15 protein-coding genes are annotated in these 13,422 nt (G+C 65.7%); 6 read left to right on the forward strand and 9 right to left on the reverse strand.

What is annotated here, in order from left to right:
• Nucleotides 1-89 precede the first annotated feature (89 nt).
• The gene (locus DB31_RS39095; RefSeq protein WP_044197880.1) at nt 90-1,121 is read left to right on the forward strand and encodes an aldo/keto reductase; all 1,032 of its coding nucleotides are present in this window, start codon (nt 90-92) and stop codon (nt 1,119-1,121) included.
• Between the two features lie 6 nt (nt 1,122-1,127).
• Here the strand turns inward: DB31_RS39095 and DB31_RS39100 are convergent, their stop codons facing one another.
• The gene (locus tag DB31_RS39100; RefSeq protein WP_044197882.1) at nt 1,128-1,757 is read right to left on the reverse strand and encodes an SAM-dependent methyltransferase; all 630 of its coding nucleotides are present in this window, start codon (nt 1,755-1,757) and stop codon (nt 1,128-1,130) included.
• Between the two features lie 75 nt (nt 1,758-1,832).
• On the opposite strand from DB31_RS39100, the gene DB31_RS39105 reads away from it, so the two are divergent.
• Both DB31_RS39105 and DB31_RS39110 read left to right on the forward strand, forming a co-directional pair.
• Nucleotides 1,833-2,255, forward strand: coding sequence for a hypothetical protein (locus DB31_RS39105; protein ID WP_044197884.1), 423 nt, complete (start codon nt 1,833-1,835; stop codon nt 2,253-2,255).
• Between the two features lie 56 nt (nt 2,256-2,311).
• The gene (locus tag DB31_RS39110) at nt 2,312-2,599 is read left to right on the forward strand and encodes a hypothetical protein (RefSeq protein WP_044197886.1); all 288 of its coding nucleotides are present in this window, start codon (nt 2,312-2,314) and stop codon (nt 2,597-2,599) included.
• A gap of 34 nt (nt 2,600-2,633) precedes the next feature.
• On the opposite strand, the gene DB31_RS51470 is transcribed toward DB31_RS39110, so the two are convergent.
• Together DB31_RS51470 and DB31_RS51475 are read right to left on the reverse strand one after the other, a co-directional pair.
• On the reverse strand, nt 2,634-2,951 hold the full coding sequence (locus tag DB31_RS51470; RefSeq protein WP_338034353.1) for a Uma2 family endonuclease: 318 nt from the start codon (nt 2,949-2,951) through the stop codon (nt 2,634-2,636).
• 18 nt (nt 2,952-2,969) lie between these two features.
• Nucleotides 2,970-3,182, reverse strand: a complete 213-nt coding sequence (locus DB31_RS51475) for a hypothetical protein (protein ID WP_338034354.1) — start codon at nt 3,180-3,182, stop codon at nt 2,970-2,972.
• Between the two features lie 281 nt (nt 3,183-3,463).
• Here DB31_RS51475 and DB31_RS47340 point away from each other — a divergent pair, with 281 nt between their 5' ends.
• Together DB31_RS47340 and DB31_RS39120 are read left to right on the forward strand one after the other, a co-directional pair.
• On the forward strand, nt 3,464-4,330 hold the full coding sequence (locus DB31_RS47340; RefSeq protein ID WP_240487161.1) for a hypothetical protein: 867 nt from the start codon (nt 3,464-3,466) through the stop codon (nt 4,328-4,330).
• Nucleotides 4,331-4,572: 242 nt separating this feature from the next.
• Nucleotides 4,573-7,077, forward strand: coding sequence for an RCC1 domain-containing protein (locus DB31_RS39120; protein ID WP_476702768.1), 2,505 nt, complete (start codon nt 4,573-4,575; stop codon nt 7,075-7,077).
• A 92-nt stretch (nt 7,078-7,169) separates the two neighbouring features.
• Here the strand turns inward: DB31_RS39120 and DB31_RS39125 are convergent, their stop codons facing one another.
• Nucleotides 7,170-8,309, reverse strand: coding sequence for an acyl-CoA dehydrogenase family protein (locus DB31_RS39125; RefSeq protein ID WP_044197888.1), 1,140 nt, complete (start codon nt 8,307-8,309; stop codon nt 7,170-7,172).
• Nucleotides 8,310-8,390: 81 nt separating this feature from the next.
• On the opposite strand from DB31_RS39125, the gene DB31_RS39130 reads away from it, so the two are divergent.
• On the forward strand, nt 8,391-9,476 hold the full coding sequence (locus DB31_RS39130; protein ID WP_044197890.1) for a hypothetical protein: 1,086 nt from the start codon (nt 8,391-8,393) through the stop codon (nt 9,474-9,476).
• Nucleotides 9,477-9,514: 38 nt separating this feature from the next.
• On the opposite strand, the gene DB31_RS39135 is transcribed toward DB31_RS39130, so the two are convergent.
• Genes DB31_RS39135 through DB31_RS39155 form a run of 5 tightly spaced genes read right to left on the reverse strand, consistent with a single transcriptional unit; the run spans nt 9,515 to nt 13,358 of the window.
• Nucleotides 9,515-11,263: an AMP-binding protein gene (locus DB31_RS39135; protein WP_044197892.1), complete on the reverse strand. Its 1,749-nt coding sequence runs from the start codon at nt 11,261-11,263 to the stop codon at nt 9,515-9,517.
• Nucleotides 11,264-11,278: 15 nt separating this feature from the next.
• Nucleotides 11,279-11,707 carry an acyl-CoA thioesterase gene (locus DB31_RS39140; RefSeq protein WP_044197893.1) on the reverse strand — a complete coding sequence of 143 codons (429 nt, stop codon included), beginning with the start codon at nt 11,705-11,707 and terminating at the stop codon, nt 11,279-11,281.
• A 3-nt stretch (nt 11,708-11,710) separates the two neighbouring features.
• A complete protein-coding gene (locus DB31_RS45665; RefSeq protein WP_205628638.1) occupies nt 11,711-12,091 on the reverse strand; it encodes a holo-ACP synthase in 381 nt (126 codons plus the stop codon).
• Nucleotides 12,067-13,068: a ferritin family protein gene (locus DB31_RS39150; RefSeq protein WP_240487165.1), complete on the reverse strand. Its 1,002-nt coding sequence runs from the start codon at nt 13,066-13,068 to the stop codon at nt 12,067-12,069. Before DB31_RS39150 ends, DB31_RS45665 begins: the two co-directional genes overlap by 25 nt.
• Nucleotides 13,068-13,358: a hypothetical protein gene (locus DB31_RS39155; RefSeq protein ID WP_044197895.1), complete on the reverse strand. Its 291-nt coding sequence runs from the start codon at nt 13,356-13,358 to the stop codon at nt 13,068-13,070. The genes DB31_RS39150 and DB31_RS39155 overlap by 1 nt, the downstream gene beginning before the upstream one ends.
• Between the last annotated feature and the right edge of the window lie 64 nt (nt 13,359-13,422).

Genomic DNA, 13,422 nt, shown 5'->3' on the forward strand with positions numbered 1-13,422 from the left:
TGCCCGCTTGGACGTTGGCGCGGTCAACCCGGGCGGGCAGCCTCCGTGGACATTACCCGCATGCGCCCGCGCTGCTGGAGGCCCCGCACATGAACCGCAGAGAGTTTCTCGACGCCACGCTCGCCCTGCTGATCGCGCCCAGCGCCTTCGCCGCGGCGAACCCGTCCACAGCGGCGCAGTCCGTGCCCCGGCGGAAGCTGGGCCGCACGGGTGAGCAGATCTCCTGCGTCGGCGTGGGCGGCTTCCACATCGGCACGCAGAAGGAAGAGGCGGAGAGCATCGCCATCATCCGGCGGGCGCTCGACAACGGGATCAACTTCCTCGACAACTGCTGGGACTACAACGGGGGCCAGAGCGAGATCCGGATGGGCAAGGCGCTCCAGGACGGCTACCGCTCCAAGGCCTTCCTGATGACCAAGATCGACGGCCGGGACAAGAAGACCGCCGAGGCGCAGATCAGCGAGTCGCTCAAGCGCTTCCAGACCGATCACGTCGACCTGCTCCAGTTGCACGAGGTCATCCACACCAACGACCCGGAGCGCAGCTTCGCGCCGGGCGGCGTCATGGAGGCGATGATCGAGGCGAAGAAGGCCGGCAAGGCGCGCTTCCTGGGCTTCACCGGCCACAAGTCGCCGGCCATCCACCTGAAGATGCTCGAGGCGGCCAAGAAGCACGGGTTCCGCTTCGACGCGGTGCAGATGCCCCTCAACGTCATGGACGCCCACTACGACAGCTTCGAGAAGCGTGTCCTGCCCGTCCTCGTTCGCGAGGGCATCGGCGTGCTGGGCATGAAGCCGATGGGAGGTAACGTCATCCTCGAGAGCAAGACGGTCACCGCGCCCGAATGCCTGCGCTACGCCCTCTCGCTACCGGTGAGCGTGGTCATCACCGGCATGGACTCGATGGAGCGGGTGGACCAGGCGCTCAAGGTCGCGCGCGAGTTCAAGCCCCTGTCCGAGAAGGAGGTCTCCGCTCTGCTCGCCAAGACCGAGAAGGCCGCCAAGGAGGGCACCTTCGAGAAGTACAAGGTCAGCGACCGCTTCGACGGCACCGTCCACAACCCGGAGTGGCTGGGCCCGGGCAATGCGCCCCAGCCTCCCGCGCCGCCGCAGAAGGGCTGAGCCCGCTCAAGGCGCAGCGGCCTTGAGGCGCAACCCGACCAGGTACACCTCCATGCTCGCGCCACGCGTGGCCTCCGGGCGCACCACCTTCACGTCCTCGTAGTGCGCCCGCACCTGGCCGCGGAACTCCTCGAAGTCTCCGCCCATGAAGAGCTTGGCCACGAAGCTCGAGCCGGGCCGTCCCCGGCTCACGGCCACCTCCATCGCCTTGCCGGCCAGCCGCAGGCTGCGGGCCTCGTCCGTGGCCTTGATGCCGCTCGTCTTCGGGGCCATGTCCGAGATGACTGCGTCATACGGCCCGTCGTGCAGGGCGCGCAGCTTCGCGTCGAAGTCCTCCGCCAGCACGTCCAGCACCGCCGTCGTCACGTGCTTCTGCGTGAACGGCCGGATGGCGACAATGTCCACGCCCACCACGCGCCCCGACGGCCCCACGCTGTCGGCCAGGATCTGCAGGAAGCCGCCCGGGGCTGCCCCGAGATCGAGAACCGTCGTACCTTTCCTCACAATGGGAAAACGCTTGAGGATCTCGTCCACCTTGAAGGCCGAGCGGGCGCGGAGCCCCTCTTGCTTGGCTTTCTGGAAATAATGGTCTTTCGGCCGGTAGGGCTTGCCCATGGCGATCGGCGTCCCTACCATTGCGAACTGTCCTGGGGAAAGTGGCGTGCAGTCGCGGGTGTTGGAAACTCGCGGCAGTGGCGGCATGGAGGGTCCATGGGTTCCCGTAGCGTCACAGCAGCAATCTGTGTCGCCGTCCTTTCGGCCGGTGGTGCGGGGTATTGCTACACGCGAGCGGCGGAGCTGCAGTCCCAGGCGCGCTGGCTGATGGAGCGAGGCAACGCGCAGGCGCTCGAGTACGCCGAGCGGCTGGACAACTCGGTGGCGGACGCGCAGCTGAAGACGTTCGCCGAGCGGCGCACGGTGATGGAGAAGGCGCACCTGTGGCAGCGCGGGCAGATGCTCGGGCTGATGGCGGGGGTGCTCTCGGCACTGGCGGCGTACATGCTGCACCTGCTGCGGCGGCTGGACTCGCAGCTGGATGACGCGTCCGTGGAGGCTCCGGAGCTGCTCGCGGCGCCGATCGCCTCCTCGAAGGCCGAGCCGACGTCGCGGCTGGTGCCCACGCCGCACCGCTGAGCGCTCGCCGCTTCTTGCACAGCCCTGGCAAGATGGCGCCCTCTCAGGGAGGAGCCATGACCGGCTGCGCGCACTGCGGGAAGCGGCTCGACATCGTCGGCAACCAGGTGGGGCGGAGGGACGAGTGTCCGCACTGCGGCGAGGAGCTGCGCTCGTGCCGCAACTGCCGCCACTTCGACCCGAGCGTGGCCAAGGAGTGCAAGGAGCCGTTCGCGGACGTGCCCTCGGACAAGGATGGGGCGAACTTCTGCGAGCTGTTCCAGATTGGAGAGGGTGGCCTGCACGCCAAGGAGAGCAAGGACCAACTGCTCTCGGCCGCAGAGGCCCTGTTCCGCAAGAAGTAAGGCGCAGGGGAGATGTCCACAGAGTGGAGGGGCCCTACGTCCAGAGAAGAGCCAGGTCCAGCCCCAGCGCTTCGAACGGCTCCGCCTGTACGAGTGCCCCGTCCCGATGGAGTGCAAGCTGGACGTAGCGCCCCTCATCGAGCCGGTAGATCTCCAACGTGCGTGAGTCCGGATTCACGAGCCACACATGGCCCACGCCCTCCTGCGCATACACAGGAAGCTTGACCTCACGATCCAGAACCTGCGTCGAGGACGAGAGCACCTCACAGACCCAGTCGGGGGGCAGAGTGAAAGCAGCGGTTCGCGGGTACACCGGCATCCGATGACGCCTCCACCCCGCCAAGTCCGGCACGAGAACGTTCTCACCCAGTCACAGCTCCGGTTCATCCACGATGAACCAACCACTGGGCCCCGGTTCTCCCAGATCGAAACGGTTCAAGAGCAACGCGCCCAGTCGAGAGGCCGTCATCGCATGAGGCGATGACGGGCGAGGGCTGACGAACAGCTCTCCAGCGACGAGCTCGCCCACGACATTCTCGGGAAGCGCCTCAAGATCCGCGACTGTGGCGGGCTTCCGTCCCATTCCCTCACCATACTCCCCAACCCCCGTTCCCATGTTCATGAGAACGGGTCTAACACTCCGGTCTGACATCCTGGGTAGCCTCCCTTCATCCTACCCAACTGGTAGCGTCGACGACAAGTTGGTGCCCGACGTTGCGTCTGCGCGAGCCCCTGCGGTGGCGGAATCATCTGGGAACCTGTCTGACAAGTAGACCGGTCTGGGAAGGCGACGACCGGAGCGAGCACGTACGTCCGGGGTGGTACAGACCGAGCCAATCCCTGCTCCTACCGTGCTCCTCCCGCATGTCACGGTCCATTGAGCACGCGTCGTTCCCGCAGCACGGTCACGCCCATTCATGGCGCGGGCTCCTCCTGGGGCTCGCGCTTTGCTTGTTGCCAGTGAGCGCTCGAGCCGCCCCGCTGGGGGATGCCCAGACCTATCTGCTCTCTGCCAAGCGCCTCTACGAGGGCCTCGATTACGAGGCCGCACTCACCCAAATTCAGCTTGCGAGACAGGTGCCCCGCAACCGGGACCAGGAACTTACCCTGCTCCTCTACGAAGGCATCCTGCTATCGGAGTTGAACCGATGGGACGAGGGTGCCGCCTCGTTCAAAACCGCTTTGGAGTTGGATACTGCGGCGAAACTGCCAGTGCAAGTGCCGCCCAAGGTCAGTGCTCGCTTCGAGTCCCTGCGCGAAAAAAAGAAGAGGGAACTCGCTGCCCAGGTGACACCAGCCCCGGCTCTTCCCTCCCCTACAGAGAACCCCAGCCCGCCAACAGAAGCGGCTTCACCTGCGTCTCTGCCACCTTCCATCGTGACAGTCACTGACAGCCCTTCACCCGAGAAGGAACTGCACAGCTATTCGCTGATCCCAGCGATTGCCGGAGGCAGCCTGGTAGTGGCAGGTGGGGTCTCCTGGGCTCTCTCTCGTGGCGAACTCAACCGTTTGCGTACGGCTTCCCCCAGCCTCACGAGCGAGGAAGATGTGCGACACAGCGTCTCGCGCGGACGTACCTTGCAGACGCTTGGGATGGGCCTGCTGGGAGCGGGAACAGCGGGCCTGCTGACAGCAGCGGGCATGTACATGCTCGGAGGGCCTTCTCGGCCCACAACAATTGGCGTGGGGACGACTGGGCAAGCCGTCATCCTTTATGGAGACTGGCCATGAGCCGGGGCGCCATAAGCAGAAGCCTGCCTCATACAGCATTCGCCGTCATCCTGGCAGCCCTCAGTGGCTGCGCCGACTTCGAGCAGGCGGGTGAATCTTTTTGCCAACAGAACCTCTCGCGCTGTGGCCGAGCCACGGAGCCCGAGCCCTCTTCCAATGAAACCATTCCCGACGCTGGGGAGCCCAGTTCCAGCGATTCAGGCCCAGGCACTCCAAACGCGGGGGGATCTGATGCGGGAGTCATGGATTCAGGGGTTCCAGACGTGGCAGCTCCTGACTCGGGCACTCCGGACGCGGGCAGGCCCGATGCAGGAACTTCTCAAGACGCAGGGCTCCCGGACGCAGGTCCACCGCCCAATACACCTCCCACCATTACCGTAAGCTCCCAGTCCGCCTCTCAGGTGGCTGCGCACGGAACTGTCACCTTCTCAGTGGTGGCTCAAGATAATGAGAGCAGTTCACTCCAGTTCTCCTGGAGCGCCAGTACAGGAGCTTTCGGAAGCCCTCAGAGTACTAGCAACTCCAGTATCGTCACTTGGTCCGCCGGGGGTTGTGCAGCCGGTGGCACTGTGACCATCACCGTCAAAGTCTCCGACGCACAAGCTGACTTCTCGACCAAAGCTTTCAGCGTCTCAATGGCTCGCTGTCTACCCACGTCCATTGCAAGTGGGAGTAGACACTCTATTGCCTTGCTTGCGGATGGCACTGTTTGGGCCTGGGGAGACAATACCGCTGGTCAGCTTGGCGACGGTACCTCTACCCTGCGCTACATCCCTTCCCAGGTCTCGGGACTCTCCGGCATCACCGCCCTGGCTGCTGGAGGCTACCACTCTCTGGCCTTGCGCAACGACGGCACTGTCTGGGCCTGGGGCGAAAACTCCTATGGCCAACTGGGTGATGGGACCACCACCGATCGTCTTACCCCCGTCCAAGTACCGGGACTCTCGGGCATCACCACCCTGGCCGCTGGCATCTACCACTCTCTGGCCCTGCGCAACGACGGCACTGTTTGGGCCTGGGGCTATAACAGCGTTGGCCAACTCGGCGATGGAACCACTACCAATCGCCTCACCCCCGTCCAAGTACCGGGGCTCTCGGGCACTACGACTCTGAACGCTGGAGGCGCCCACTCTCTGGCCTTGCGCAACGACGGCACTGTCTGGGCTTGGGGCTACAACGGCTATGGCCAGCTAGGAGCTGGGACCACCACCGATCGTCTCACTCCCCTCCAGATTCCAGGACTTTTAGGCATCACGGCCCTGGCCACTGGAATCTCCCACTCCCTGGCCCTGAGTAACAACGGCACTGTCTGGGCCTGGGGTTTCAACCTCTACGGCCAGTTGGGCGATGGGACGACCACCAATCGCCTTACCCCCGTCCAGGTACCAGGGCTCTCGGGAACTACGACTCTAAACGCTGGAGGCTCCCACTCTCTGGCCTTACGCAACGACGGCACTGTCTGGGCTTGGGGCTACAACAACTATGGCCAAGTGGGCGATGGGAGCACCATCAATCGCCGCACCCCAGTCCAGGTCTCCGGCCTCACGGGCATTACGGTCATGGCCGCTGCAGAATCCCACACTCTGGCTTTGCGCAACGACGGCACTGTCTGGGCTTGGGGCCACAACGGCTATGGCAAGCTGGGCGATGGAACTAGCGCGGAGCGCCTCACCGCTGTCCGAGTCTTAGGCATTTCGGGCATCACAGCCCTAGCAGCTAGAGGCTACCACACTCTGGCCTTGCGCAACGACGGCACTGTCTGGGCTTGGGGCTACAACAACTATGGCCAAGTGGGCGATGGGACCACCACCAATCGCCCCACCCCTTTCCAGCTCTCCGGCCTCTCGGGCATCACGGCCCTGGCCGCTGGAGAATCCCACTCTCTGGCTCTGCGCAATGACGGCACTGTTTGGGCCTGGGGCTATAACGTCGCTGGCCAACTCGGCGATGGGACGACCACCAATCGCCTTACCCCCTTCCAGGTCCCTGGCCTCTCAGGCATTACGGCCCTGGCCGCAGGAGACTTTCACTCTCTGGCGTTGCGCAACGACGGCACTGTCTGGGCCTGGGGCTCCAACGGCGCTGGCCAACTCGGCGATGGGACGACCACCAATCGCCTCACCCCCTTCCAGGTTCCAGGACTTTTAGGCATCACGACCCTGTCTGCTGGAATCTCCCACTCTCTAGCCCTGCGCAGCGACGGCACCGTCTGGGCCTGGGGTTCCAACCTCTACGGCCAACTGGGCGATGGGACCACCACCAATCGCCCCACCCCCTTCCAGGTCTTAGGACTCTTGGGCATCAACGCCCTGGCCGCTGGAGGCTACCACTCTCTGGCCTCGCGCAACGACGGCACTACTTGGGTCTGGGGCTACAATTACTATCGTCAACTGGGCGATGGGACGACCACCGATCGCCCCACCCCTTTCCAGCTCTCCAGCCTCTCAGGCATCACGACCCTGTCGGCTAACATCTTCCACTCTCTGGCCCTTCGCAACGATGGCACTATTCGGTCGTGGGGCAGCAACAGCCTGGGCCGACTCGGCGACGGGACTCTTATTCATCGAGCTACCCCCGTCCAGGTCTCCGGCCTCTCAAACATTACGGCCCTAGCCGCTGGAGTCGCCCACTCTCTGGCCCTTCGCAACAACGGCACCGTCTGGGCCTGGGGTTCAAACTTCTACGACCAGATTGGCGACGGAACTCCTGCAATCTTCCCGGTACCTATACAGACCCAGCTTCCGTAACACCAAACGCCGTCTTCACCACGTCTCGTGTACGGCAGCTCCACTTCTTCATCATGAGCTGTTGAGGTAGATGCCGGGGACATGACTCCCGCTCAGAGCCCGTACAGCTTGGAGATGATCTCCTTCATGATCTCCGAAGTACCACCGCCGATGGTGATGAGGCGCACGTCACGCCACGCCCGCGCCACCGGCGTCTCCTCGATGTAGCCCATGCCTCCGAAGAACTGCTGGCAGTCGTAGGCCACCTTCTGCGCCAGATCCCCAGCGAATAGCTTCGCCATGGAGATCTCCTTCACCGGGTTCTCCTTCGCGTCGTATAGCGCCACCGCGTGGTACGTCAGCCGCTTCGCCGCCTCGATCGCCGTCAGGTGCTCCACGAACTTGTGCCGCCACACCTGGAACTTGATCAGCGGCTTCCCAAACGCCTCGCGCTCGTTGCCGTACCGGATCGAGTCCTCCACCATTCGCTCCATCCCCGACACCGCCGTGATCGCTCCCACCAGGCGCTCGCCCTGGAAGTTCGTCATGATGTGGTAGAAGCCCTCGTTCTCCTCCCCAATCACATACCGGCGAGGAATCCGGCAGTCCTCGAAGTACAGGATCGCCGTGTCCGAAGACAGGTTGCCCACCTTGTCCAGCTTCTTCGACACCGAGAAGCCCTTCACATCCGTCGGGAACGTCACCAGGGAAATACCGCCGTACCCCGCCTCGCCCGTGCGCACTCCCAGCGTGATGAAGTCCGCCCGCGTCCCGTTCGTGATCCACATCTTCGAGCCGTTGATGACGTAGTCATCCCCGTCCCGCCGCGCCGTCGTCTTGATGTTCGCCACGTCCGAGCCCGCGCCCGGCTCGCTCACACCCAGCGCCGCGATCCGCTCGCCCTTCAGCGCCGGCTCGAGGAACTCTCGCTTCTGCTCGTCCGTCCCCAGCTCGTTGATGATCGGCGTCGCCATCTGGCTCTGCACCAGCAGCGCCATGTTCACGCCCGCGTTCTGGCTCCGCGTCAGCTCCTCCGAGAACGCCGTCACGAACCAGTAGTCCAGCCCGCTCCCGCCGTACTTCGGATCGTGGTTGATCCCCAGGAACCCCAGCTCCCCCGCCTGCTTGAAGATCTCCCGCGGGAAGATGCCCGCTCGATCCCACTCCAGCGAGTGCGGCGTCAGCTCCTTCTCGACCCAGGCTCGCACCGTCTTGCGAAAGGCCTCATGCTCCTCGGTGAACGGGTTGATCATTCGCGGGCTCCTCCAAAGGATTGATTTTCCAGTCAATAGCAGGCGTCCCGCGCGTGAACAAGCATCCTTCCCCGCCCTTCCATGCCCACCAGCGCTCCCCTCCTCCTGCTTCTCGGGCTGACGGCCGCCGCCCCGCCCGCGCCCCCCTCCACCGCCGAGCAGCTGCGCACCGTCTGCCGCACCCAGGGAGGAGATCCTCGCAACCCTTGGGCCCTGGCCCACGGCATCGTCCTGGAGGGGCGAAACTTCCGAGCCCGTGACGGCCGGCTGGCAGCGGAGGTCATCGTCTCGGACTTCCTGCGCCGCGATGGCTCCCCGGGAGGCCGGGGGCTGTACTTCGAGCCCTTCGCCGCCGACGGCACACCCGTGGAGCCCCACCCCGCCCTGCAGGTGAAGACGCTGCTGCTGGCGGGCTTCTCCGCGAGCCGGAAGTTCCAGGCCTCGGGCGGCTCCGTGACGCTGGGGGCGCTCGTGGAGGAGCTGAAGCGGGACTTCCGTCCGGAGCTGGCCTCCTCACCCGAGGGCGCCTGGACGCTCGACGCTCTGGCGCAGGTGCTCCCCCCCGGAGCGGCCTTCCGCACCGGCTCCGGGGAGACGGTCCGCATCGACGCGATGATGGACGAGGCACTCGCCACGCTGGAGCGCGCGCACGAGGACCTGGCCGCCGGCATGAGGGCCGGGCTGCCTCAAGTCCCCAAGCAGAAGCAGGGCATCTACACACACCCGTGCGGAGGCTTGCACTTCTTCCAAGCCGTCACGAGCTGGGCCCGTCACCCCGCTGTCCGCAAAGCGTGGGGAGCACGGCTGGACACGCAGGTGGACGTGCTCGTGTACCGGCTCGGCTCGGAGGCCCGCCAGTACGAGGCCGCGCTCTCGGAAGCCCCGAGCACGTACCGGCTCCCTCTGCTCTCCCAGTCCCTCAAGTTCTATGGCCACTTCCTGGAGACGCTCGGCCGCTACCGGCGCGAGACCGGCTGGAGCCCCACGCCTCCTCAGCGGCAGGCGGTGACGCGGGCGCATCAGCTCCTCGAAGCCACGGTCCGCAGGCTCGGCGAGGCCGGTGCCTGGCGCGAGCTGGAGACGCTCCAAAAGGAGCAGCCCCAGCTCTACCTGGACCTCGTGGGCGACGCATGCCACGCGGCACACGGGCTCGCCGAGTGGAAGTGAGCAACCTGTCCCCGCTCACTCACCCGCCCCCTCCCAGCTCAGGACGAAGGAGGCGATTGGCCTCCCGGCTCCCCTCGGGACCGTCCAGCCCTGAACCGATGCAGCATTTCGAGCCAACGGCTCCCACGCCGGCGGACCTCGAACAGCGAGCCATAGAAGAGCCGCTCCGCACGCAGGCGCAGCAGATCCGCGCGCAGTTCCAGAGGCGAGGCGACGCGGATCCGTCCCTGCTCGAAGGCCTCGGTCATGGCGCGGCGCTGGAGCTTGCCGCTGCTCGTCTTCAGGATCTGCCCGTAGCGGATGAACAGCACGTCCTGCAGCGCCACCGTGACGCCCACAGCCTCCAGGATCGCCGAGCACACCTGCTGCTGGCTCTGAGCCCGCCGCTCCAGCACCGAGGGAGAGTGGACCTCGGCCAGCACCACCATCCTTCCCTGCGTTTGGATCACCACCGACCGGCCAGGGCGGATGAACGGCAGCCGCTCGATGGCCTGCTCGAAGTCACTGGAGAAGTAGCTCTGCCCGTTGATCTTGATCCGATCGTTGACGCGGCCGGTGATGAACAGCTCCCCGCCGTCCACGAAGCCCAGATCGCCCGTGGCGTAGAAGCCCTCCTCGCCCCGCAGCGGGCGCTCGTCGGCGTAGTACGCGTCCGCGAGGCTTCCCCCTCGCAGCTCGATCTCGCCCAGCTCGCGCTCGCCGCACACGCGCCCGTCCTCGGTGCGCAGCCGCAGCTGGAACTCGCTCAGCGGCGGCCCGAGCGAGATGGCTGACTGGCCATTGGGAGCCGTGACGACCCGGCCGCCCTCGGGGCCCGCGCAGGAGACCATCAGCACGGCCTCGGCCATGCCGTAGCAGGGCTTGATCGCGCTGCGCCGCAGCCCCCGAGGCCCCATCAACGCCATGAAGCGCTCCAGGTTGGGGATGTTGATGGGCTCGCTGCCCAGGTAGATGGCCCGCAGCGAGCTCAGCTCCAGGCGCGCCAGCTCCTCCTCGTCCAGCTCGGCCAGGTACTTCAGCGAGTAGTCGATCGCGAAGTTGGGGATGACGGCCAGCGTGCCGCGGTTCCGCGACATGAACTCCAGCCAGCCCATCGGGTCCAAAAGAAATGACGAGGGCTGCGAGATGTGGATGTCACAGCCGCCGTACACGCAAGCCAGCAGCCCGCCCACCAGCCCCATGTCGTGGTACAGCGGCAGCCAGCTGCACCCGCGATCGGCCGAGCTGAAGCCCATGTGGCCGGTGATCATCCGCAGGTTGGCGGTCAGGTTCCCCCAGGTAATGGGCACGCCCTTCGGGAACGCCGTGGAGCCCGAGGAGAACTGCACGAAGGCCAGCTCTTGCGGAGCAGGCTCTCGCAGCCGCCCTCCCTCCGCCCGGACTCCCGTCGGAGGAAGCGCCACACGCCGCAGCGGCAGCTCCAGCCCCTTCAAGCTCGGTGAATCCAACAGCAGGGACACGCCATGGCGCTCGGAGATCCGCGAGAGAAAGTCCCGGTAGGCCTGCTTCGGAGTGCTGAGGATGTAGGGCTTCACCGAGAGCGGCAGCGCCCCCAGCTCCAGCAACCCCAGGAAGGAGAGGACCACCGCCTCCGAGGTCTCGAACGGAAAGAGGATCTTGTCCCCGGGCTTCACGCCCTGCTGCCGAAAGTGCTCCGCGCAGCCCACGATCCGGGCGGGCAGCTCTCCATACGTGAGGGCCACAGGAGGATCCGCGAAGTCCTCAGAGAGGTACACGCCCCGCGAGGCCTCGGCCGTGGAGATGCGCGTGAAGAGGCTGTCGGACATGGTGCCAGCTCCTCCTCAGGACTTCGGAAGGCGCGCCGCCTCCAGGAACTCCTGCACGGAGCACAGGGAGCGATCCGCCGCGCGCACGAACCCGGCCTGGACATGCGCCTCCACCGCCACCTGGCGCGCGGTCCCCACCAGGATCTTCTGGTGGAAGCGCACGCGGTAGTTCACCGCCTCCGCGTCGCCCAGCTCCTCCGGCGTGGGCTCCTCCAGGTGCGTCCAGATCACCACGTCCGGCGGTGAGATCTCCTTGAGGTAGTCCACCTCGACGCGCAGCGTGAGCCCAATGACCGCAGCGCCCTGGCGCATGCCATTCTGCTCCAGCCACGCCCAGCGTCCGGTCTCCAAGTACTCGAGCACCGTCGCGTTGTTCACGTGCCCCAGGCTGTCCAGATCGTTGGGGCGCACGCGCAGCGTCAGGGAGGAGTCTTCAAGGCGCACGGTTCAGCTCGTGGAGACGATGACAACGGTGGAGACGAAGCCACCGCTGTGGGAGATGGAGAGCAGCGCCTGCCAGCCGCGCTGTTCCAGGTGCTCGTGCAGCGGGCCGTGGAAGCGAAAACGGGGCGCGTGACGCTCGTCGTGGACGACCTCGGCGTCCGTCCAGTGCCAGCCCTCGATGGCCGGCAGCGCCTTGAACAGGGCCTCCTTGCAGGAGAAGCCCGCCGCGAGGCTCTCGATCGGAGCCACGCTCTGACGGAAGCGCTCCGTCTCCTGCTCCGTGAAGAACACGCCCGGCGTCCACAGGTGCTCCACGTCCTTCAACTCGTAGAGCGCCTGCAGATCGTGCCCCAGGCCCATCAGCACCCGACCAGCTCCATCCACTGATCCTCAACCTGCTCGGCGGAAGCACAGGAGATGCCGGTGATGCGCTTGAGGGAGTGGAGGATGAGCGAGCGCTTGCGCTCGATCATCTCGGGGGCCACCGCGGCCTCGCCCGCCACGGCGTCCAGGTGATCCCACCAGTTGGTGTGCGTGGTGCGCGTCTCCACGTGCGCGCGCGCGCTGCCGTAGAGCTCGCCCCCGTCCCGCAGGAAGAAGTGGGCCACCGCGAAGCACTCCTTCATCGCGTACGCCCCGCTGTCCACCAGCGCCTTGGCGAACGAGGTGAAGTACTGCATGTGCTGCACCTCGTCCGCCCCCACGTGCTTGAGCAGCAGCTTGAGCCCCGGATCCTTCGCCCGCCGCCCATATTGGCCGTAGTTCACCGCCGCGATGCCCTCGGAGAACGACAGCATCGTCACCGTGCGCAGCAGATCATCGTCCGGGAACACCTTGCGCTGGTCGATGACCGTCGCGTCATCGAACGGCGCGAAGCCCAGCATCCGCGCCAGCTGGCTGAACCCCATCTCGTGGTGGCTCTCCTCCTCGTTCCAGTAGCGCGTCCACGTGCCCAGCGACTGGATGATGGAGGCCACCACCGGATCCTTCTCCAGGAAGCGCCGGCACTCACTGTCCGCCAAGCGGCTCATGCGATCCGCGCTCGGCTTGGCCGTCATCTCCGCCCGCCCCGCGCTCCACACCACGAACCGATCCTGCTCGGTGAGCTGATCCAGCTGCACCGCCGACAGCAGTTCCACCGCGCTCCAGCGCCGTGATTCGTGGAGCCGGTGCTGCTCCCAGGTGATGTCCATCAGCGTCCGGCCCTCTTCCTTGAAGGCCCGGTACAGATCCCGGATCACCCCGGGACGAGACGGCCCGAGCGGCTCCGAGCTGTCCGCCTCGAGCGGGGGCACTTCGTACAGCCGCGGCTCGGGCCGGGCGACAGCGGGCATCGAGGTACGGCTCACGACGGAACTCATCAGGCGACCCTCCCCTGCTGGCACTCCTGTACGAACAACTCGACGACCCGCGAGATCGGCGTCTCCAGCGACAGCGCGGGAAGCCGGACCCGAACTCCGTACTGCTTCCGCAGCGCATTGGAGGCCTTCGCGAACGCCTCCATCAGATCCACGCTGTTGTGCATTTTCTCAGAGCGTGAGATCACTTCCGCCAGGGACAGGTCCTGTCCGAATAATTCGTCAGGCGATAGAGCCACGTTCTCGCAGAACTTCCGGCAAATGAAGTCCTTCAGATCAGCGACCTCTGCCATGGGGGGTCCTCCGCCGATGTTCACGACTTCTATGTAGTTTCCGCTAGTTTAAGAGGATTGCCAA

Origin of the sequence: Hyalangium minutum (assembly GCF_000737315.1) — a bacterium.
Lineage (GTDB): Bacteria > Myxococcota > Myxococcia > Myxococcales > Myxococcaceae > Hyalangium > Hyalangium minutum.